The organism is Novispirillum itersonii (assembly GCF_014205675.1).
Lineage (GTDB): Bacteria > Pseudomonadota > Alphaproteobacteria > Rhodospirillales > Rhodospirillaceae > Novispirillum > Novispirillum itersonii_A.
In genome coordinates this window covers 175,282-195,624 of the sequence record NZ_JACIIX010000010.1, presented here as the reverse complement: position 1 = coordinate 195,624, position 20,343 = coordinate 175,282, and the positions used below count along the sequence as shown (strand labels likewise).

At 65.7% G+C, this 20,343-nt stretch carries 18 protein-coding genes; 10 read left to right on the top strand and 8 right to left on the bottom strand.

Annotated elements, in window-relative coordinates:
- Window positions 1-139: 139 nt before the first annotated feature.
- The 4 genes from FHS48_RS13885 to FHS48_RS13870 all read right to left on the bottom strand — a co-directional run bounded on the left by FHS48_RS13885 (window position 140) and on the right by FHS48_RS13870 (window position 5,952).
- On the bottom strand, window positions 140-1,663 hold the full coding sequence (locus FHS48_RS13885; protein WP_184264167.1) for an NCS1 family nucleobase:cation symporter-1: 1,524 nt from the start codon (window positions 1,661-1,663) through the stop codon (window positions 140-142).
- Between the two features lie 335 nt (window positions 1,664-1,998).
- Complete coding sequence (locus tag FHS48_RS13880) at window positions 1,999-3,282, bottom strand: Zn-dependent hydrolase (protein ID WP_184264166.1); 1,284 nt, start codon at window positions 3,280-3,282, stop codon at window positions 1,999-2,001.
- A 15-nt stretch (window positions 3,283-3,297) separates the two neighbouring features.
- Window positions 3,298-4,578 carry an NAD-dependent dihydropyrimidine dehydrogenase subunit PreA gene (preA, locus tag FHS48_RS13875; protein ID WP_184264165.1) on the bottom strand — a complete coding sequence of 427 codons (1,281 nt, stop codon included), beginning with the start codon at window positions 4,576-4,578 and terminating at the stop codon, window positions 3,298-3,300.
- Window positions 4,579-4,590: 12 nt separating this feature from the next.
- Complete coding sequence (locus tag FHS48_RS13870) at window positions 4,591-5,952, bottom strand: NAD(P)-dependent oxidoreductase (RefSeq protein WP_184264164.1); 1,362 nt, start codon at window positions 5,950-5,952, stop codon at window positions 4,591-4,593.
- Here FHS48_RS13870 and FHS48_RS13865 point away from each other — a divergent pair.
- The 3 genes from FHS48_RS13865 to FHS48_RS13855 all read left to right on the top strand — a co-directional run bounded on the left by FHS48_RS13865 (window position 5,951) and on the right by FHS48_RS13855 (window position 8,395).
- Window positions 5,951-6,493 carry a hypothetical protein gene (locus tag FHS48_RS13865; RefSeq protein WP_184264163.1) on the top strand — a complete coding sequence of 181 codons (543 nt, stop codon included), beginning with the start codon at window positions 5,951-5,953 and terminating at the stop codon, window positions 6,491-6,493. The genes FHS48_RS13870 and FHS48_RS13865 overlap by 2 nt on opposite strands.
- A 104-nt stretch (window positions 6,494-6,597) precedes the next feature.
- Complete coding sequence (locus FHS48_RS13860; protein WP_184264162.1) at window positions 6,598-7,293, top strand: TetR family transcriptional regulator C-terminal domain-containing protein; 696 nt, start codon at window positions 6,598-6,600, stop codon at window positions 7,291-7,293.
- 40 nt (window positions 7,294-7,333) lie between these two features.
- Window positions 7,334-8,395: a pyridoxal-phosphate dependent enzyme gene (locus FHS48_RS13855; RefSeq protein ID WP_184264161.1), complete on the top strand. Its 1,062-nt coding sequence runs from the start codon at window positions 7,334-7,336 to the stop codon at window positions 8,393-8,395.
- A 36-nt stretch (window positions 8,396-8,431) separates the two neighbouring features.
- Here the strand turns inward: FHS48_RS13855 and FHS48_RS13850 are convergent, their stop codons facing one another.
- Window positions 8,432-9,190: a DUF1223 domain-containing protein gene (locus tag FHS48_RS13850; protein ID WP_184264160.1), complete on the bottom strand. Its 759-nt coding sequence runs from the start codon at window positions 9,188-9,190 to the stop codon at window positions 8,432-8,434.
- Between the two features lie 479 nt (window positions 9,191-9,669).
- On the opposite strand from FHS48_RS13850, the gene FHS48_RS13845 reads away from it, so the two are divergent.
- Together FHS48_RS13845 and FHS48_RS13840 are read left to right on the top strand one after the other, a co-directional pair.
- Complete coding sequence (locus tag FHS48_RS13845; protein WP_184264159.1) at window positions 9,670-10,764, top strand: YjgN family protein; 1,095 nt, start codon at window positions 9,670-9,672, stop codon at window positions 10,762-10,764.
- A complete protein-coding gene (locus tag FHS48_RS13840; RefSeq protein WP_184264158.1) occupies window positions 10,754-11,779 on the top strand; it encodes a M48 family metallopeptidase in 1,026 nt (341 codons plus the stop codon). Before FHS48_RS13845 ends, FHS48_RS13840 begins: the two co-directional genes overlap by 11 nt.
- A 36-nt stretch (window positions 11,780-11,815) precedes the next feature.
- Here the strand turns inward: FHS48_RS13840 and FHS48_RS13835 are convergent, their stop codons facing one another.
- Window positions 11,816-12,592, bottom strand: coding sequence for an SDR family oxidoreductase (locus tag FHS48_RS13835; RefSeq protein ID WP_184264157.1), 777 nt, complete (start codon window positions 12,590-12,592; stop codon window positions 11,816-11,818).
- Window positions 12,593-12,673: 81 nt separating this feature from the next.
- Window positions 12,674-13,579, bottom strand: a complete 906-nt coding sequence (gene gcvA / locus FHS48_RS13830; RefSeq protein ID WP_184264156.1) for a transcriptional regulator GcvA — start codon at window positions 13,577-13,579, stop codon at window positions 12,674-12,676.
- Window positions 13,580-13,718: 139 nt separating this feature from the next.
- Between gcvA and FHS48_RS13825 the strand changes: the two genes are divergently transcribed.
- From FHS48_RS13825 to FHS48_RS13805, 5 genes are all read left to right on the top strand, one after another.
- A complete protein-coding gene (locus FHS48_RS13825) occupies window positions 13,719-14,891 on the top strand; it encodes an NAD(P)/FAD-dependent oxidoreductase (protein ID WP_184264155.1) in 1,173 nt (390 codons plus the stop codon).
- A gap of 52 nt (window positions 14,892-14,943) precedes the next feature.
- Window positions 14,944-16,446, top strand: a complete 1,503-nt coding sequence (amaB, locus tag FHS48_RS13820; protein ID WP_184264154.1) for an L-piperidine-6-carboxylate dehydrogenase — start codon at window positions 14,944-14,946, stop codon at window positions 16,444-16,446.
- A 158-nt stretch (window positions 16,447-16,604) separates the two neighbouring features.
- Window positions 16,605-18,275 carry a thiamine pyrophosphate-binding protein gene (locus FHS48_RS13815; RefSeq protein ID WP_184264153.1) on the top strand — a complete coding sequence of 557 codons (1,671 nt, stop codon included), beginning with the start codon at window positions 16,605-16,607 and terminating at the stop codon, window positions 18,273-18,275.
- A 122-nt stretch (window positions 18,276-18,397) separates the two neighbouring features.
- Complete coding sequence (locus tag FHS48_RS13810; RefSeq protein ID WP_184264152.1) at window positions 18,398-18,862, top strand: YbaY family lipoprotein; 465 nt, start codon at window positions 18,398-18,400, stop codon at window positions 18,860-18,862.
- Between the two features lie 114 nt (window positions 18,863-18,976).
- On the top strand, window positions 18,977-19,804 hold the full coding sequence (locus FHS48_RS13805) for an oxepin-CoA hydrolase, alternative type (RefSeq protein WP_184264151.1): 828 nt from the start codon (window positions 18,977-18,979) through the stop codon (window positions 19,802-19,804).
- Between the two features lie 209 nt (window positions 19,805-20,013).
- Here FHS48_RS13805 and FHS48_RS13800 read toward each other — a convergent pair whose 3' ends face one another.
- Complete coding sequence (locus FHS48_RS13800; protein ID WP_184264150.1) at window positions 20,014-20,343, bottom strand: NIPSNAP family protein; 330 nt, start codon at window positions 20,341-20,343, stop codon at window positions 20,014-20,016.

Sequence of the window (20,343 nt, the reverse complement as noted above, 5' to 3'; positions counted from 1 at the left end):
ACTTCCTTCTCGGTAAAGAGGATGCACGGGTCCTGTGGCCGCACCGGACAGGCACGGTCAGGACAGAGCACAGAGTGTGTTGAAGACGCGGTCCGGGATGCCGCACCGGGTGCCTGCACCCCGGATCACGCAGGAAAAATCAGGCGCGGGCCTTACCGCCCGCCAGCAGCAGATAGACCACCGCCGAAACACCAAGGCCGACAAACCACGCATAGCCGTAGATCGACACAAAGATCCCCGGCACCCCGGAGACCAGACCGGCGGCATTCAGGAAGCCCGGCAGACAGGGCAGAACCCCGGCGACAAAGGCAATCAGCCCGGCCTTGTTCCAGCGCCTGTCGCCGCCGTATTCGCCGTCATGGCGGAACAGGTCGCCGATGTTGAGGGTGGTTTTGCGCAACAGGAAGTAATCCGCCAGCAGGATCCCGGCAATCGGCCCCAGCAGCGCCGAATAGCCGATCAGCCAGGTGAACAGATAGGCTCCGGCGGTTTCCAGCAGTTTCCACGGGAACATGGCAACGCCGATCCCCGCCGTGATGTAGCCGCCCATCTTGAAAGAAATCTTCGACGGCGACAGGTTGGAAAACCCATAAGCCGGGGCCACCACATTGGCCGCCAGATTGGTGGTGATGGTCGCCACCAGCAGGGCAAACAGGGCAATCACCACCCCGAAGCCCCCCATGCGGCCCGCCAGGGCCACCGGATCCCAGATCGGTTCCCCGAAGATGGTGACGGTGGCAGAGGTGACAGCCACCCCGATGAAGGCGAACAGGGCCATCGGCAGCGGCAGCCCGACCGCCTGCCCGATCATCTGATCCCGCTGGCTTTTGGCAAACCGGGTAAAATCGGGGATGTTCAGCGCCATGGTGGCCCAGAAGCCGACCATCGCCGTCAGACCCGGCACAAACACCGCCCAGAACTGCCCTTCCTTGGCCCCGCCCGGCCCGAACGCCGACGGCGTCGACAGCATCGCGCCAAACCCACCGGCCTTGATGTAAGCCCACGCCAGCAGCGCCAGCCCCATGAAGATCAGGAACGGGGCCGACAGGGTTTCCAGCCAGCGGATTGATTCCGTCCCATGGCGGATAAACCAGATGTGCAGCACCCAGAACAGCAGGAAGCAGACAGTCTGCGCCGCATCAATGCCCAGCCCCGGCAGCGGGGCGCCCTTCATGGCATCACCGGTCAGGGCGTTCATAATCACATAGATGGCCGATCCCCCGACCCAGGTGTTGATCCCGAACCAGCCGCAGGCGACCAGCCCACGGGCCAGCGCCGGAATCTTCGCCCCGGAGGTCCCGAAGGACGACCGCAGCAGCACCGGGAACGGAATCCCGTGCTTGGCCCCGGCATGGCCGATCAGCATCATCGGCACCAGCACAATCGCATTGCCCAACAGCACGGTCAGCACCGCCTGCCACCAGTTCATCCCTTCACTGACCAGCCCGGCGGCCAGCATATAGGTGGGCACACAGACCACCATGCCCACCCACAGGGCGGCAATGGCCTTCCAGTCCCACGTCCGCGCCGCCGCCGAAGCCGGGGCGAGGTCCTCATTCCACAAATCCGGATCGGCGTTGGCGATGGCGAGGTGCGCAACCCCGAACTCATCGGACACGGTCTGTCCGCCAACGGCCCCACCGGTTGCATGTCCCTGTGACATCTGATGTTCTCCCAAAGTGACGCTTCCGGGGGGCTCTTTGCGGCCTCACCTCGGAACCGGTTCCCTGTTTTGACTGGTTTCGCCTCCTCCCGAGGCTGAAAACCCAACACAACACCTGAAACCCGACACACGTTTCCTCATCCGGTTCCTGTGACCGCCGTTTTCAGGGGCGGCCCGGACCGGGATTGCTTTGGTGTCCCGCCGGTTTCTTGCTGAACCGGGCGTCTTTCCCGGTCATGGGCCATACGCCCTGACCGGTCAGGAAAGATCGGACATGACGATGATCACAAAACCGTGTCGCGTCGACCGACAAAAAGTAACCCTGAAGTGCGTCCTCAGGCCGGAACCACATCTCCCCGCACCGCTGCCGGAGCATCTGCCTTAGCCAGCATCGCTTCCAGCAACACCTGCCCGCCGGCGGCGACCCATTCCGGGGTGGCGTCTTCCACCTCGTTGTGGGAAATACCGTCAATGCAGGGGATAAACACCATACCGGTCGGCACCACCTTTGACAGGTAGCAGGCATCGTGCCCGGCCCCGGAGACCATATCCCGCGCCGCGAACCCGTTGCGGTCCACCGCCGCCCGCACCGCCGCCACACAGGACTCCTCAAACCGGATCGGCGCGTAATACCAGATCTGTTTGAAGTCCATCTCCAGCCCGACCTCCTGTGCCACCGCCTCGCAGGCAGCCCGCAGGTCCCGGTCCATCTGCGCCAGCACCGCATCGTCGGGATGACGGAAATCGACGGTGAAGAACACCTTGCCGGGGATGACGTTGCGGCTGTTGGGATGGATCTGCATCAGCCCGACCGTGGCACAGGCATAGGGCTGATGGGCATGGCCGATACGGTTGACGGCTTCGACAATCCGCGCCGCCCCGACCAGCGCATCCCGGCGACGGTTCATCGGGGTCGGCCCGGCGTGGCTTTCCTGCCCGGTGAAGGTGATTTCATACCAGCGCTGGCCCTGCGCATCGGTCACCACGCCGATGGTCTTGCCCTCGGCTTCCAGAATCGGTCCCTGCTCAATATGGGCCTCGAAATAGGCCCCGACCGGATGGGCATCGACCGTCGGATGGTCCGGCCCATCGTAGCCGATGCGCTTCAGCTCCTGCGCGATGGTCTGCCCGTCCAGCGTGGTGCGGGACAGGCCATAGTCCGGCTCAAACACCTTGGCGAACACCCCGGAAGAAATCATCGCCGGGGCAAAGCGTGATCCTTCCTCGTTGGTCCACACCGCTACCTCGACCGGGGCCTCGGTCTCATAGCTGGCATCGTTCAGGGCGCGGATCACCTCCAGCCCGGCCAGCACCCCGTAGACCCCGTCGAACCGCCCGCCGGTCGGCTGACTGTCAAGATGCGACCCGGTCATCACCGGCGGCAGGGCCGGATTCCGCCCTTCCCGGCGGGCGAAGATGTTCCCCATGGCGTCGATGCGGATGCTGCATCCGGCGTCCCGGCACCACTGCACGAACAGGTCGCGCCCGGCCTTGTCCTCATCGGTCAGGGCCAGACGGCAGACGCCGCCTTTCTCCGTTGCCCCGATCTTCGCCATGTCCATCAGGCTCTGCCACAGGCGGTCACCGTTGATGGTCAGGTTATGGATGGTCCGCGTCATCGGTCTGCGTCCTCCTTATTCTGCGGCCACCAGCCGCTGCGGGTTGAGGGGGTGATCCGGCCACGTCACGGACTGGGTTCCGGCATCGACCCGTTCAAAGGTGATGCAGTCCGGCACCGGGCAGGTGATGGAGCAAAGGTTGCAACCGACACACTCGGCGTCGATCACCTCCAGCCGCTTCCGGCCATTCCCGAGGTCGGTCATGGTGATCGCCTGATGCGAGGTGTCCTCGCAGGCGATGTAGCAGCGGCCACATTCGATGCACATGTCCGGGTCGATCCGGGCCTTGACGTCATAGGCCATGTTCAGATCGTTCCAGTTGACCACATTGGGCACGGCCATACGGTGCAACTGGCTGAGGGAGGTCACCCCCTTCTCGTCCATCCACTGCGACAGACCGTCGGCCATTTCCTCCACCACCCGGAAGCCGTACAGCATGGCGGCGGTGCAGACCTGCACGCCATTGGCACCCAGCGCGATAAATTCAGCAGCATCCCGCCAGGTGGTGATCCCGCCGATGCCGGAGATTTCCAGATCCGCCGTGAACGGATTGCGGGCAATCTCCGCCACCATGTTCAGGGCAATCGGCTTGACCGCCGACCCGCAGTAGCCGCCGTGCGTCCCCTTGCCATCCACCACCGGGGTCGGGGCCATGGCATCCAGATCAACACTGACGATGGAGTTGACGGTGTTGATCAGCGACACCGCATCCGCCCCGCCGCGCTTGGCCGCTTCCGCTGACCACAGAATGTTGGTGATGTTGGGGGTCAGCTTGGTGAACACCGGAATGTCCACCGCCTGCTTCACCCAGCGGGTCACCTGCTCCACCATCTCCGGCACCTGACCGATGGCGGATCCCATGCCGCGCTCGCACATGCCATGCGGACAGCCAAGGTTCAGTTCCAGCCCGTGGACCCCGGCCTCGGCGATGCGGACAGCCAGATCTTTCCACGCCCGTTCCTCAATCGGGGCCATCATCGACCCGATGATGACGTGATCCGGGAACTCTTCCCGGCATTCGCGGATTTCCTGAAGGTTGACCGCCAGCGGCCGGTCGGAGATCAGCTCGATGTTGTTGATGCCCAGCGCGTGGCGGTTGGTGTCGTGATGCACCCCGTAGCGGCTGGAGACATTGACCACCGGGGGGTCAATCCCCAGCGTCTTCCACACCACGCCGCCCCATCCGGCCCGGAAGGCCCGGGTGACGTTGACTTTTTTGTCCGTTGGCGGTGCCGAGGCCAGCCAGAACGGGTTGAGCGAGGGAATCCCGGCAATGGTACAGCTGAGGTCTGCCATGGTCCCGCCTCCTTAACACTGTGATGCCGACAGGGCGGCGTGAATGGCCTTGGCGGCGCGCTTGCCGTCCTCAACGGCCTGAACGGTCAGATCCTGACCGCTGGCGATACAGTCCCCCCCGGCATACACCCCGAGCAGAGAAGTCTGACCGTCGGCATCGACGACAATCTTGCCGCCGTGCAGGGTCAGGCCGGACAGCGCCGCCGGAGCCAGTGACTGGCCGATGGCCTTCAGCACCAGATCAGCGGCAATCTCAAACCGCCGTCCGGTGTCGGTCAGGCGGCCAGCGTCGAGACGCGTGCGTTCGAACACCAGCCCCTCGACATGGCCGTTGCCCTTGATTTCCACCGGCTTGGCCCAGTGGCGGATCACCACACCGTTGGTGGCAGCCAGATCCTGTTCATAGGCGGTGGCCCCCATCTGCTGCGGGCCACGGCGGTAGACCAGCGTCACCTCCTCCGCCCCCAGCCGCTTGGCCTGCACGGCGGCATCAATGGCGGTGTTGCCGCCGCCGATCACCACCACCGAAGCGGCGGAGCAATAAGAGGGCAGATCATCGCTCTGGCGCAGACCGGCAATGAAGTCGATGGCATCGACCACCCCGGCCTTATCCTCTCCCGACAGGCCGAGATCATTGGTTTCCCCCAGCCCGACACCAAGGAACACCGCGTCAAAGTCCTGCCGCAGGGCTTCCAGCGTCAGGTCCGGCCCCAGCGGTCGGCCGTATTCGATGGTGATCCCGCCGATGGCCAGCACGAAGTCCACTTCCTGCTGCGCAAAGCCGCCGGTCATCTTGTAGGCGGCCAGGCCATATTCATTCAGGCCGCCCGGCTTGGGCTTCGCCTCGAAAAGGGTGACACTGTGCCCGTTGACGGCCAGCGCATGGGCGCAGGCCAACCCGGCCGGACCGGCCCCGACCACCGCAATCCGGCGACCGGTTTCGGCAGCGCGGACAAAGGGATAGGGTGCAGCCCGGTTTTCGAGCAGATGATCGACCGCATAGCGCTGTAACCGGCCGATTTCCACCGGAGTGTCTTCCGCCCGGTTGCGGACGCAGGCCTGCTGACAGAGAACCTCGGTCGGACAGACCCGGGCGCAGGTGCCGCCCAGAATGTTCGACGACAGAATGGTGCGGGCGGCCCCGTCCGGGTTGCCGGTGCTGATGCGGCGGATGAAGCCCGGAATATCAATGGAGGTCGGGCAGGCGGTGACACAGGGCGCATCATAGCAATACAGGCAGCGATTACTTTCCGCCATGGCCTGAAGATCTGTCAGGCAGGGGTGAAGATCTGAGAAATTCTGTTCAATCTGGGCAGCCGTCAACGGGTGCCCGTCTGCCGAAATCACCGGCAGCGACGGTACGGAATGGGTCATGGGTCTCTCCCGATGCCGCAGCCCGCAGGGCCCGCGCAGCATTGATGGCTGCGCGTCTGCCGTTACGGGCGTCAGCGGAAATAAAAAAGGCCGGATGGTCGCTGACGGCGTGTCAGCGGCGGATCTTCAGGACCTTATCGGGGATACGGATACTGTCTCTCTCATCATGAAGTTCTCCCAACTGTGTGTGGGCGCCTCCCGAGGGGGCCATTGTTTTGCCCTCCTGTACTTCATGGAGTGGAAGCATGCGGCAATCTCGACCAAACGGTCAAGATACAAAATAAAGCGGTTTCAATTTTCCTGTAATCAATACCGTTGTCTTTTAAAAACAGAGTCCTACCGCCCTTGCACAGAAAATAAACGCAGGTGCACAATAAACAGACAGAACAAACCTTCCAGCCCCGGCTTTCCGCATCACGCCGGAGGCAAACAGGATAAAAAACTGTGGTTTTTCATCCCCCTGACCGGCCAAAAACCGACCGTAGCGCTGTTGACGGCTTCCGCGCAGGCAGGCAAGGTCAGAAGACAGGCCCGGCTTTAACAGCACCGTCCGGCGGGATCGGACCCCGGCACCGGACCGCAGAGGATCAGAATCCCCCGTCCCGCCGTTTTACCCTTTTCCGCTGCGTTTCAGGAGTGACCGCCATGACATCCTCCTCCGCCCTGCGTCCCGCCCCCCGCCCCCGGGCCAAAGCCGCGATCCGGGAAGAAAGCGAACAGACCATCCTGAAAGCCGCCGAGGCCGTATTTGCCGAACAGGGCTTCAAAGGGGCCACCACGGCGGTGATCGCCACCCGCGCCGGGGTGCCGAAGGCCAATCTGCATTATTATTTCCCCACCAAGGATGACCTGTACCGGCGGGTGATCGAAGATGTCTGCGACTCGTGGCTCAGCCGCACCGGGGCCTTCTCCCCCGCCGATGACCCGGCGATTGCGCTGACCCGCTACATTTATGCCAAGATGGACCTGTCCCGCAGCCGCCCGGACGGATCCCGGGTGTGGGCCAATGAAATGATCCGGGGGGCGCGGGTGACGTCAGACTACATCTCTGACACCGTCCGCCGCTGGCTGCGGGAGCGGGAGGCCGCCATCCGCCAGTGGGTGGACAGCGGGCAGATTGCCCCGGTCGATCCGCGCACCCTGATGTTCATGATCTGGGCCAGCACCCAGCATTTTGCCGATTTTTCCAGCCAGATCCGGTTGCTGAACGACGGCACTGACTACACCGACGCCGCCTATGCCCGCCAGAAACGGCATGTGGCGGAAATATTGCTGCGGGGAGTCGGCCTGTCGGTGCCCGACTCGGTTGATGCTACCTATAGCGGAACGGTCCCCGCCTGAACCGTCCTTTTTCAGCCCCACTCCAACCGGAAGCCCACCGATGACCGCCCACCATCACCCGGACCATCACCCCGATCATCATCCGGACCACCACCGGGCCGCCGCCGCCCGGTTATGGCATGCCCTGAAGCCGTTCCCGCGCTATCCGCTGGTCACCCCCGGCACCGGCAGCCACACCGCCCTGCCCGCCCTGTCGGCTGACCTTGGCATCACCCTGACCCTGATGCGCGATGATGTCGGGGCCTATGGCGGTGGCGGCAACAAACTGCGCAAACTGGAATACCTGCTGGGGGCCGCGCTGGAGCAAGGGGCGAAAACCGTCATCACCGTCGGTGCGGTCCAGTCCAACCACTGCCGCCTGACCGCCGCCGCCTGTCGCCGGGCCGGGCTGGAACCGCATCTGGTGCTGGTGCGGATGGTCCCCAACACCACCCCGGACTATGTCAACAACGGCAACGTGCTGCTGGATACGCTGGCCGGGGCCGTCCTGCATTACGTCGATACCGCCGAGGAGGCCCGCGCCACCATCGCCACCCTGATGCAGACCCTTGACCACCCCTATTACATTCCGGCGGGTGGATCGGACGCCACCGGGGCACTGGGGTATGTACAGGCGGTGGCCGAGATCCTCGACAGCGGTCAGCACTGGGACCTGATCGTCACCACGCTGGGCAGCGGCGGCACTCAGGCCGGGCTTCTGGCCGGATATGCCGCCGCCGGTGTGCCACAGCGAATTCTCGGCCTCAGCATCGGCTATACGGTGGCCGAGGCCACCCCCATCGTCGCCACCGACGCCGCCAATACCCTGACCCTGCTCGGCAGTTGCGCCAACGCACCGGCACCGTGGATTGATGACCGGGGCAAGGGGGAAGGCTATGGCATTGTCAGCCCGGCGGGCAACGACGCCATCACCGCCATGATCCGGCAGGAAGGGGTGTTCCTTGATCCGGTCTACACCGGCAAGGCGATGGGGGCGCTGTTCTCGGCTGTCCACGACGGCACCATCCGCGCCCGCAGCCGGGTGCTGTTCATCCACACCGGCGGCTTCCCCGGTCTGTTTGCCTACCAGCCGTTCCTGACCCCGGTGCAGGCGCACGGCTGATCACTGCCCATGTTCACTTTTTTTTGGGGGGGGGGATCACTCCGGAGGCTTCCAGCGGGCCGCCCCGGCCAGAGGCCCCCCGGAGCCATCCTGTATCAGCACCGCCATCCCCTGCCCGGCCTCCGGCGGGGTCAGGGGCAGGCTGGCGGCCTGTCCGGCCCAGTCCCCCACAACGGTCAGGGAGCGGACCACGTTGCTGTGCACCAGACGACGGCCTGCATTTTCCCCCCGGCCCACGGAAACCTCCTGCCGCAGGTCATAGGTCACCCGCCACAGGGTCAGCGGGCGGGTGACGGCAGGGCTCTCCGGCAGATCAACATGGAACGCCCCCTCCTGCTGCCGGATCACCGGGCGGACGGGCAACGGGGCAGACTGTCTCAGCAGGGTATCAACCTCGGTGCGCCGGGACCCGATCACATCGCGGTGCCCGTTGATCACCATCTGCGGGGTATACAGCTGCCCGCCGCTGACCCGTGCCGCATAAGCCCGCTGCCGGGCGGTGTGGGCCGGGGCGGCGAACGGGTCCTTCCACCCCAGCGCATCCCAGTAATCGACATGAATCTCCAGCGCCAGCAGGGACGGGCGCGCAACCAGCTCCCGCAGCAGGGCCTCTGCCGGCGGGCAGGAGGAACACCCTTCCGAGGTGAACAGCTCCACCACGGTCATCGGCAGATCGGGTTCCGGGGCCTGTGGCGCAGCCGCCACCGCAGGCCCGGACAGCCAGAGAACGGTCACACCGGCGGCATACAGCCGGGCAGACCACCCTCCGGACAGAACAGTCCGGTGTTGTGTCATGCCCCCAGTCTGCGCCCCGGCCTGTCCGGCCGCCAGTCACAGCCGCGTGTCTCACGGCATCGTGACCGGACGGTCATGACCGGACAGCCCTGTGGTCCCGGATCAGGACTGATCGTGGGAGGTACAGTTCGGCGCCGTGTGGCACCAGTTCCTGAAACTGGCCGCAGCCCCGCTCTCAATTTCCGCAGCGGTACACCCGCCAAGCAGCGTCAACATCATCATCAGGCACAGCGCTGGAACAGACCGGGTCTTCATCACGCGTCTCCCAGTTTGCGGACGCAAGACCATACCAAGCCTCAGCCCCCCGGAACAGGCCCGGCGCGACATCCGGAGCGGCTCCGGCGTTGCCATCGCCCGGCCCCCCGGCTACTCTGGGGTTCAGCGCCGGGTGGCACTGACCGGGCACCCCCCGGCGCTGCGGCTGAACGCGCCTGACCCCGCCACCGTCATGTCAGGCCGGACCGGGGACTGTTTTCACCATGACCGACCTTCCGACCCCGCCGGTCTCCCCGCCGCCGATGGCCCATCCCCTGCGCTTCACCGGCAGCACTGCGGGCTATTTCCGCCTGTGGCTGGTCAACCTGCTGCTGAGCGTGGCAACGCTGGGGGTCTGGTCCGCCTGGGCCAAGGTGCGGACCAAGAAGTACTTTTACGGCCATACCCGGCTGGCCGGTTCGGCCTTTGACTACGACACCACCGGCTGGGTGATCCTGAAGGGGCGGGCTGTCGCCGTCGCGGTGATCGCGGTGTGGTCGGTGCTGACCGGCTTTGCCCCGCTGGCCGCCCTGCCGCTGGGTGCGGTGGTGTTCTTCGGGCTGCCGTGGATCATCAACCGGGGCCTGCGCTTTAACGCCCGCGTCACGGTGTGGCGCAATGTACGGTTTGATTTTCAGGGCAGCTACGGGCGGACCCTGCTGTACTTTTTCGTGCTGATTATCCCGGTCTACATGACCGGGCTCCTTGGCCTGCCGTGGCTGCAACGGGCCCGCAGCCGGTATCTGACCGAATCCTACCGCTTCGGCACCGCGCCATTCCACCTGACCGCCGATCTGGGGGAGTTCTACGCCGCCTATCTGAGGACGGTTCTGGCCGGGGTGCTGATGCTGATCCCGGCCATTGGTATCGGCGTCGGTCTGGCCGTGGGGCTCGACGGTTCTACGGTGCTGGACAGCCTGAACTCCGATCAGGCCGCCGGAGTGACCCTTGTTGCCATTTATGCCGGGATCTTTGTTCTGACAGCGACGGTCCTGCCCTATCTGCGGGCGCAGATTCTGGCCCTGACCCTGAACGGAACCACCCTCGGCGGCAGCGCCACCGGACGGCTCCACCGGTTTTCCTGCACCCTGTCCCCGGTCCGCTACGCCTGGATCTGCCTGAGCAATCTGGCGGCGGTGGCGGTCAGTCTGGGGCTGCTGATGCCGTGGGCCACGGTACGCCTCCACCGCTACACGGTCGGGGCCATCACCGCCCACGCGGCGGAAGACCTTGACGGCTTCGTCAGCGCGCAGGAAACCGCTTCCGGCGTCATCAGTTCCGAAATCATGGATCTGGAAGGGATCAGCGTTGCCCTCTGACCCCGGCCCCACCGTTGACGGTGTCTTCTACCCCGCCGGGACCAGCCGCCCCCTTGCCGCCACCCTGACCGCCACCGGCGGCACCCTGTCCCTGACCGCCGGTGGCCTGATCCGGCCGGTCCCGGACGGTTTCCGGGTCAGCGAGCGCCTGACCGGGGTGGCCCGGGCCCTGACCCTGCCGGACGGCGGACGGTTCGTGACCGAGGACGGCAGCGGCTTCAGCGCCCTGCTGGCCACCTGCGGACACCGCGACCGGGGCGGGCTGATGACCCGGCTGGAGCAGCGCGGACGGCTGGTTATGGTCCTGCTGGTGGCCCTGACCCTGCTGCTTGTGCTGGGCCTGCGGCTGATGATCCCGGCGGCCAGCCACTGGCTGGCCCATCAGATTCCCCCGGCGATTGAACGCCAGATCGGACGGGGCACGCTGACCACTCTGGACCACGGACTGTTCAGCCCGACCACCCTGCCCGAAGAGGAACAGCGGCGGCTTTCCGCCCTGTTCAACCGCCTGCGCGACACCGCAGGCCTGCCGCCGGAGGTGACGCTGGAATTCCGGCAGGGCAACCGGCTGAAGGCCAATGCCGTCGCCCTGCCCGGCGGGCCGGTGGTGCTGACCGATGAGATGGTGGCCCTGATTCCGCAGGACGACGCGCTGGCCGGAATTCTGGCCCACGAACTGGGACATCTGCACGCCCGCCACGGCCTGCAACAGATGATCCGTTCCAGCCTGTGGCTGGTCTCCGTCACCCTCTACATCGGCGACGACGCCGGGCTGTCAGATCTGGTCAGCGGATCGACGCTGGCACTGATCGACAGCGGGTATTCCCGCGATGATGAGCGGGACGCCGACACCTACGCCCTTGCCCTGACCGCGCGGGCCGGATTTTCCCCCGGCGGGCTGGCAGACGCCCTGACCGCGCTCCGGAGTACCTGCCGGACGGACTGTGACAGCGGATCCCTGCTGTCCACCCATCCCGGCCTGACGGAACGGATCGAGCAGGCCCGCCCGCGCTAGGTGTGCGGCCCGCCCGATCCAACGGAACTCTCCGCGTCACTCCGCCCGGTGCAGGCGCAGCGGACCGGAGGACTGGCACACCGGCATCACTTCCAGCCGGTTAATGTTGACATGCGGCGGCAGCGACACCGCCCAGAACACCGTCTCGGCAATATCGTCCGGGCGCAGCGGCTCGGTTCCGGCATACAGGGCCTTGGCCCGGTCGGCATCCCCTTTGAAGCGCACCAGCGAGAATTCACTTTCCGAATGACCCGGCTCGATGCAGGTGACCCGCACCCCGGTGCCATGCAGATCGGTGCGCAGGTTCAGGCTGAACTGATGGACAAAGGCCTTGGTCGCCCCATAGACGTTGCCGCCGGGGTACGGATAGGTCCCGGCAATCGACCCCAGATTGACCACGGTCGCCCCGGCCCCGTCCGGCGTCGCGGCGGTGGCGATCAGGCGCGGCAGCAGAATGCGGGTGCAGATGGTCATGCCGGTGATGTTGGTGTCGATCATCGTCTGCCAGTCCGACAGCGAAGCCGACTGGGCCGGATCCAGCCCCAACGCCAGCCCGGCGTTGTTGACCAGCGTGTGGACGGCGGCAAAGTCCGGCGGCAGGGCATCCACCACCGCCTGCACCTGTGCGGCATCCCGCACATCCATCACCGCGCCATGCACCGGCACCAGCGCCGACAGTTCGGCCTTCAGGGCCTCCAGCCGGTCGGCGCGGCGGCCGGTCAACACCAGCGACCAGCCTTCACGGGCGAAACGGCGGGCGCAGGCCGCGCCAAATCCGGCAGTTGCGCCGGTGATAAAAACAACCTTGCTCATCAGGGGAGCCTCCATACGGCCAGATGATCCATTGCCCCTACCTTGCCCGCCTGCGGGCCGGAAGGCCACCGCCGATATGTGTTACCGAACAAGTTCAAGCGTTTCCGCCGCTTCCGACAGGATCCAGTCCCGGAAGGCCCGCACCCCCGGCAGATCAGCCTTATGGTCCGGGTAGACGACGTAATAGGAATGACTGCTGCGGATCGCCTGCGCGAACGGGCGGACCAGCGCCCCGCTGGCCAGTTCATCCTGAATCAGGAACAGCGGCAGGATCGCCATCCCCAGCCCGGCCACCGCTGCCTGCGCCACCAGATGGAAGTGTTCAAACCGGGGGCCGACAAAAGCATCCAGCCCGGTCACCCCTTCAGCAGCACACCATTCCTGCCACGCCCGGGGCCGGGTCGAATGCTGCAACAGGGTAAACTCCCGGATCCGGTCGGGGGTCAGCGGTCCCCGCCCCTCCAGCAGGCGCGGCGCACAGACCGGGGCGATATCCTCGCCCATCAGGCGGTGCGACTGTGCCCCCGGCCAGCTTTCCGCCCCGAAATGGATGGCGATGTCGGCACTTTCCTCGCTGAAATCAAAGGGCCGGATCTGGGTGATCAGGTTCAGCTGAATATCGGGATGCTTCTCGGTGAAGCGCGACAGACGCGGCACCAGCCAGCGGGATCCGAAGGTCGGCAGACAGGCCACCGTCAGTAGTCCGCCCCGGTTATGATAGGCCATCACCTGCACCGTCGCTGTTTCCGCCCGGTCAAGAACTGCCCGGATCTCTCCGGCATAGACTTCCCCTACCGGAGTCAGCACAATGCGCTGCTTGACCCGCCGGAACAGTTTGCGCTGCAAAAAGTCCTCCAGATTGCGGATCTGGCGGCTGACCGCACTTTGCGTCATGTTCAGCTCCTCCGCCGCCCGGGTGATACTGCTGTGGCGGGCAGCAGCCTCGAAGCATTGCAGGGCGGTCAGGGAAGGCAGGATGCGGCGCATGGCGGGTCTGGTCCGGGCTGTCACTTCATGACGAAGCGGAATGAAGTGTTAGCTTATTATCGTTATTCACGCCGGTCAAAGCCGGGTTAAATCGCTTCATCCCCGGATACCCCGGAGAACTCAACGAAGCGGGCATGGCATGACCTCCAGCAAAGCGGATGTGGTGATCATCGGCGGCGGCATCATCGGCAGTGCCATCGCCTGGTGGCTGACCCGCCAGCCCGGATATACCGGCCGCGTGGTGGTGGTCGAGAAGGACCCGACCTATCAGTATTCCTCCACCACCCTGTCCGCCGCCTCAATCCGTCAGCAGTTCTCCACCCCGGAGAACATCGCCATGTCGGCCTATGGCATCGACTTCCTGCGCAACGTCAAGACCCTGCTCGACAGCAAAACCGAAATCGGACTGCACGAAGGCGGCTATCTGATGCTGGCGACGGCCTCCGGCCGCGATACCCTTGCCCGCAACGTTGCCCTTCAGCGCCGCCACGGGGCCCGCATCGAGCTGTTCAATGTCGCCGAACTGGCCCGCCGCTTCCCGTGGCTGACGCTGGAGGATATCGACTGCGGCGGCTATGGCGTCACCGGGGAAGGCTGGTTTGATGCCTATGCCCTGTTGCAGGGCTTCCGCCGTTGCGCCCGCCGTCAGGGGGTGGATTACATCACCGACGAAGTGACCGCCGTAACGGTGGAAAACGGGATTGCCCGCAGCGTCTCCCTGCTCGGTGGCAGCACCATTTACTGCGGCACCGTGGTCAACGCTGCCGGGGCCGCCGGGGGCCGGGTGGCGGCGTTGTCCGGCCTGACCCTGCCGGTGGAGCCGCGCAAGCGTTGCGTCTTTGTGTTTTCCTGCCCGGCCGAGGCGACCATCACCGACTGCCCGCTGGTGGTCGATCCGTCGGGCCTTTACTTCCGGCGCGAAGGAACCCAGTTCATCACCGGCATCCCGCCGGAACAGGATCCGGCCTGCTGGGACTTCGACGTGGACCATGCTCTGTTTGACCGGGTGATCTGGCCGCTGCTGGCCGCCCGGGTTCCGGCCTTTGAGTCCCTGCGCATGACCAATGCATGGGCCGGGCATTACGAGTATAACACACTGGACCAGAATGCGATTCTTGGCCCGCACCCGGAGGTGTCCAATTACCTGTTCGCCAACGGCTTCTCCGGTCACGGGCTTCAGCAGGCCGCCGCCGCCGGGCGCGCCACCGCCGAGCTGATCGTCCATGGCACCTATAAGAGCATCGACCTGTCGATCTTCAACTATGACCGCATCGCCGCCAGACGCGCGGTGCGGGAACTGAACGTAATCTGATCTGTTTTCCGGTTTACCCCCTTTTAACGAAAATATCAGGGATTTCAGAGATATGACCCACACCGACATCCTCGCCAAAAGCGGCCTGACCGCCGCCGACCTGACCGGCGGCTCGCTGGCCGTCCGCTCCCCGGTGGATGGCGCCGCGCTGGCCACCGTGACGGAAATCGACGCCGCCGCCATGCCGGGCGTGATCGCCTCCGCCAAGGCCGCCTTCAACGAATGGCGCAAGGTGCCGGGCCCGAAGCGCGGGGAACTGGTCCGCATCCTCGGCGAGGAACTGCGCGCCGAGAAGGAAACCCTCGGCCGTCTGGTCACCCTGGAATGCGGCAAGATCTATCAGGAAGGTCTTGGCGAAGTGCAGGAAATGATCGACATCTGCGATTTCGCCGTCGGTCTGTCCCGCCAGCTGCACGGCCTGACCATCGCCTCGGAACGCCCGGATCACGCCATGCGTGAAACCTGGCACCCGGCCGGTGTCGTTGCCGTCATCTCCGCCTTCAACTTCCCGGTCGCCGTCTGGGCGTGGAACACCGCGCTGGCCCTGATCTGCGGTGACAGCGTGATCTGGAAGCCGTCGGAAAAGACCCCGCTGACCGCCATCGCCTGCCAGAAGATCCTTGACCGCGCCCTGGCCCGTTTCGCCGATGCTCCGGCCGGCCTGCACCACACCGTCATCGGCGGCCGTGCCGTCGGTGAAGCGCTGGTGGACAGCCCCGACGTCGCCATCGTCTCGGCCACCGGCTCCACCCGCATGGGCCGCGAAGTCGCCCCGAAGGTCGCCGCCCGCTTCGGCCGCTCGATCCTCGAGCTGGGTGGCAACAACGCCATGATCGTCACCCCGTCCGCCGATCTGGAAATGGCCGTCCGCGCCATCGTGTTCTCCGCTGTCGGCACCTGCGGCCAGCGCTGCACCAGCCTGCGCCGCCTGATCGTTCACCGGTCGGTGAAGGACCAGCTGCTGTCCCGCCTGACCGCCGCCTACAAGTCGGTGCGCATCGGCAACCCGCTGCTGGACGGCACGCTGGTCGGCCCGCTGATCGACAAGGCCTCCTTCGACGGCTTCTCCGCCGCGATTGCCAATGCCAAGGCCGAGGGCGGCACCGTCCTGACCGGCGGCGAGCGTACCCTGACCGCCGAATTCCCGGATGCCTACTACGTCACCCCGGCGATCGTCGATATGCCGGCCCAGTCGGCGGTGGTGAAGCACGAAACCTTCGCGCCGATCCTCTACGTCCTGACCTATGACGACTTCGATCAGGCGGTCCACCTGCAGAACGACGTGCCGCAGGGCCTGTCTTCCTGCATCTTCACCACCGACGTGCGCGAAAGCGAATTCTTCCTGTCGGCTCAGGGCTCTGACTGCGGCATTGCCAACGTCAACATCGGCCCGTCGGGTGCGGAAATCGGCGGCGCCTTCGGCGGCGAGAAGGAAACCGGCGGTGGCCGTGAATCCGGCTCCGACGCGTGGAAGGGCTACATGCGCCGCCAGACCAACACCGTGAACTATGGCCGCTCCCTGCCGCTGGCACAGGGTATCAAGTTCGATCTGTAGGATGTAAGGTCCCACCGGGGCATGGCAGGCTTGTGCCGCCATGCCCCGGCCCCTTTCCCTCCGTTATCCCCCTTTCTTTCCGGTTGCTGACGCCCGGGCCGTTTGACCGGCCTGCCCTTTCCCATGCCGTCAGACCCCAGCTTTCAGGAGTCCGGTCCGTGATCCCCAAGACTGCCGCGCAGGTTCTGGTTGAAACCCTCGCCCTCAACGGGGCCACCAAGGCGTTCGGCGTACCGGGCGAGAGCTACCTCGCCGTCCTCGACGCCCTCGTGGACAGCGATATCGAATTCATCAATGCCCGTCAGGAAGGCGGGGCCGCCATGATGGCCGCCGCCCATGGCCGCATGACCGGCCAGCCGGGCATCTGCATGGTCACCCGCGGCCCCGGTGCCACCAACGCCAGCGCCGGTGTCCATGTCGCGTTTCAGGATTCCATCCCGATGATCCTGTTCATCGGGCAGGTGGCGCGCGATCAGGCCGACCGCGAAGCCTTCCAGGAAATCGACTACCGCCGCATGTTCGGCCAGATGGCCAAGTGGGTCGCCCAGATTGATGACGCCAGCCGCATGGCTGAATACATCTCCCGCGCCTACCACACCGCCACCTCCGGCCGTCCCGGCCCGGTGGTGCTGGCCCTGCCGGAAGACATGCTGCACCTCCCGGCCCCGATGCCGGCCCTGACCCCGTACCGCCGCGCCGAAGCCGCCCCGACCCCGCAGGCCCTGCTGGAGCTGTCGGAGCGCCTCGCCAAGGCCGAAAAGCCGTTCCTGCTGATCGGCGGCGGCGGCTGGGATCAGGCCACCTGCGACATCCTCGCCGGGTTCGCCAGCCAGAACAACCTGCCGGTCGGCGTGTCCTTCCGCTGTCAGGACCTGATCGACAACGATCACCCCAACTACGTCGGCCATGTCGGCATCGGCATCGATCCCAATCTGGCCAAGACCATCCGCGAGTCCGACCTGCTGCTGGTGCTGGGGGCCCGTCTGGGGGAAATGACCACCAGCGGCTATGAACTGCTGGTGCCGCCGCGTCTGGACAAGACCCTGATCCACATCCACGCCTCGGCGGAGGAACTGGGCCGCGTCTATCAGGCCGACCTGCCGATCAACGCCGACGTGCGGTCCGCCACCCGGGCGCTGGCCAGCCTTGGCCGGGTGTGGGGCGGCGATGACAGCCGGGTCAAGGCCCTGCGCGCCAACTTCGAAGCCTTCACCACCCCGACGCAGGTGCCCGGCCCGGTCAACATGGGCGAAGCGATCAAGGTCATGGACTCGCTGCTGCCGAAGGACTCGATCCTGTGCAACGGCGCGGGCAACTACGCGATCTGGCTGCACCGCTTCCACCGTTACCACACCTACGGCGGTCAGCTGGCCCCGACCTGTGGCTCCATGGGCTTCGGCACCCCGGCGGCGGTGGCGGCGTCCATCGCTGATCCGTCCCGGGTGGCGGTGGCCTTCTCCGGCGACGGCTGCTTCCAGATGACCCTTCAGGAATTTGCGGTGGCCGTGCAGTATGGCACCCGCTTCATTCAGGTGGTGGTCAACAACGGCATGTACGGCACCATCCGCATGCATCAGGAACGCACCTATCCGGGCCGCGTTTCCGGCACCCGCCTGTCCAACCCGGACTTTGCGGCCATGGGCCGTGCCATGGGCGGCAACGGCGAAGTGGTGGAACGCACCGAAGACTTCGGTCCGGCCTTCGCCCGGGCGCTGGCCTCTGACCGGCCGACCCTGATCGAAGTGCGGGTTGACCCGGAAGCCCTGACCCCGGCCGCCACCCTCAGCGGCACCCGCGAAGCGGCGCTGAAGGCCAAGACCAAGGGCTAAACCCGACCGACAGGCCGATTATCAGGAGGCAGCCCGCACGGCTGCCTCCTGTTTTGTTGATTGGCAAGGCCCCGGCACCCCAGTATAGATGCAGGGACAGAGAGTATGGTGGGAGAGACCCCGTGACCCGCACGCTGATCAAGGCAACCCTGATGGCCGCCACCCTGATGGGCACGGCGCTGGTGCAGGGCTGTGCACCGGTGCGCGACACCTACGCCGCCCGCCCGGCCGATGCCTACGGAACGGTCAGCGGACAGGTGGTGATGCTGACCCGGCAGGCCCTGCCGGAAGAAGCGGTCATCGAGGTGGCGATTCTGGACAACAGCAACGTCAATCCCGCCCCGGCGATCCTCGGCAACACCTCCCTCGACGGACAGGGGCCGATGCCCTTTCCGTTCCGACTGACCTACCGCCGCGATGCCCTGATCCCCGGCCACACCTACCGGCTGGAGGCCAGCATGGCCACCAACGGGCGGATCCTGTCTGTGGGCGAGGTGCCGGTCACCCTGTCGGCCACCCCGGGACCGGAGACCGATCTGGGCGCTGTGATCCTGCGCCCGGTACCGCCGAAGCCGAAAGCAGAGTGACCTATACGTCACCTTTCTCTCTTTAACGATACCTGAATTCAGGTATGCTGGGCGGCAGAAAAACAACCGCCCGGCCCGGACCCCTGTCCGCGGACCGCCGACAGGGAGATCACCATGTCCGACACCGCGACCCTTTCCAGCGCTCTGGCCCAGCCCGAAGACCTGGCCCAGCCGGTGGATATCCGGCGGCAGGATGGCATCCTGACCATCACCATCAACGATCCCGCCACCCGCAATGCCATGGGCACCGCCCTGTTCACCGACGGGAAAGCGGCGCTGGAAGCCGCCGCCACCGATGACGGTATCGGCGCGGTGATTCTGACCGGGGCGGGGGACACCTTCTGCTCCGGCGGTGACCTGCGGATGCTCGGCGGGCTGAAGACCCAGCCGGACAGCGTTCTCGAACAGGCGTTTGACGGCTTCCATGGGTTTATTCAGGCCCTGCGGGCGGTGCCGGTGCCGGTGATTGCCGCCGTCGAAGGCAATGCCGCCGGGGCCGGTTTCTCCATGGCGGTGGCCTGCGATCTGCTGATCGCCGCCGAGGATGCCAAATTCTCGATGGCCTATATCAAGGTCGGCCTCAATCCCGACGGCGGGGCCTCCGCCTTCCTCAGCCGGGGCCTGCCGCATCAGCTGGTGGCGGAAATCCTGTTTTCCGGCGAAGCCATCGAGGCCAGCCGCCTGCATCAGCTTGGCGTGGTCAACCGGCTGGTTCCGGCCGGGGCTGCCCTGCCAACCGCCCGGGCGCTGGCGGCCCGGCTGGCGCAGGGGCCGCGCCACGCCCTTGGCCGCTGCAAAACACTGGTCGAGCAGGCCCGCCAGAACACTCTGCCCCAGCAACTGGATCTGGAGGCCCGCCTGTTCGGTGCCGCCATCCGCGACGCGGAATCCACCGAAGGGATGTGCGCCTTTATGGAAAAGCGCGTACCCCGGTTCCGCTAAGGCCCGGCGATCCCTGTCGCTTATCTGGCATTTAATGAAAGCTGGCGGGTTGCCGCCCGTTGGAAAACCGGCAGGCTGCCGCCCGCTGGCCCGCTTGGGGTCGGGGACCCCAAACCCCCTTTGGTATTCTTTCAGACAAAAAGGGGGCAGGGACATCACCCCAGCGAGTGCCGGTGGAATCCACCGTCCGTCAACGAGAGCATTCTCCCTCAGCCCGGAGTGGCAGGCCGCATAAACGGCGCGTCGGTCATCAGGCGGTTTTCCTGACTGACCAGATTCCCGGCGGCGGCACTGGCCGCCTGATAGGCGTGCCAGTCCGGATCCGCCGCCAGCGCCGCCCGCTTCCGTTCGCGGTCTGCCGCATCGGCATAGACCCAGATGTGCAGATAGGTGTTCACCGGCCCGACATCGGGGGCGAGAAAGCACAGCGGCGGCCCGAGATGGCGGGACTGGACGGCAAAGCCATGCTCCTGATACAGCGCCAGTTGCTGTTTCAGGGTATTGGGGCGGCAGGTGTATTCCCGCACGTCATACAGCAT

Excerpts from the sequence above, each read along its gene's own strand:
- FHS48_RS13800 (WP_184264150.1), bottom strand. The coding sequence starts at position 20,343 with ATGCTGTATGACGTGCGGGAATACACCTGCCGCCCCAATACCCTGAAA.
- FHS48_RS13865 (WP_184264163.1), top strand. The coding sequence starts at position 5,951 with ATGGGTCTCTCCCGATGCCGCAGCCCGCAGGGCCCGCGCAGCATTGAT.
- FHS48_RS13885 (WP_184264167.1), bottom strand. The coding sequence starts at position 1,663 with ATGTCACAGGGACATGCAACCGGTGGGGCCGTTGGCGGACAGACCGTG.
- amaB (WP_184264154.1), top strand. The coding sequence starts at position 14,944 with ATGACCCACACCGACATCCTCGCCAAAAGCGGCCTGACCGCCGCCGAC.
- FHS48_RS13870 (WP_184264164.1), bottom strand. The coding sequence starts at position 5,952 with ATGACCCATTCCGTACCGTCGCTGCCGGTGATTTCGGCAGACGGGCAC.
- FHS48_RS13880 (WP_184264166.1), bottom strand. The coding sequence starts at position 3,282 with ATGACGCGGACCATCCATAACCTGACCATCAACGGTGACCGCCTGTGG.
- FHS48_RS13845 (WP_184264159.1), top strand. The coding sequence starts at position 9,670 with ATGACCGACCTTCCGACCCCGCCGGTCTCCCCGCCGCCGATGGCCCAT.
- FHS48_RS13855 (WP_184264161.1), top strand. The coding sequence starts at position 7,334 with ATGACCGCCCACCATCACCCGGACCATCACCCCGATCATCATCCGGAC.
- FHS48_RS13860 (WP_184264162.1), top strand. The coding sequence starts at position 6,598 with ATGACATCCTCCTCCGCCCTGCGTCCCGCCCCCCGCCCCCGGGCCAAA.
- FHS48_RS13835 (WP_184264157.1), bottom strand. The coding sequence starts at position 12,592 with ATGAGCAAGGTTGTTTTTATCACCGGCGCAACTGCCGGATTTGGCGCG.
- FHS48_RS13850 (WP_184264160.1), bottom strand. The coding sequence starts at position 9,190 with ATGACACAACACCGGACTGTTCTGTCCGGAGGGTGGTCTGCCCGGCTG.
- preA (WP_184264165.1), bottom strand. The coding sequence starts at position 4,578 with ATGGCAGACCTCAGCTGTACCATTGCCGGGATTCCCTCGCTCAACCCG.
- FHS48_RS13805 (WP_184264151.1), top strand. The coding sequence starts at position 18,977 with ATGTCCGACACCGCGACCCTTTCCAGCGCTCTGGCCCAGCCCGAAGAC.
- FHS48_RS13825 (WP_184264155.1), top strand. The coding sequence starts at position 13,719 with ATGACCTCCAGCAAAGCGGATGTGGTGATCATCGGCGGCGGCATCATC.
- gcvA (WP_184264156.1), bottom strand. The coding sequence starts at position 13,579 with ATGCGCCGCATCCTGCCTTCCCTGACCGCCCTGCAATGCTTCGAGGCT.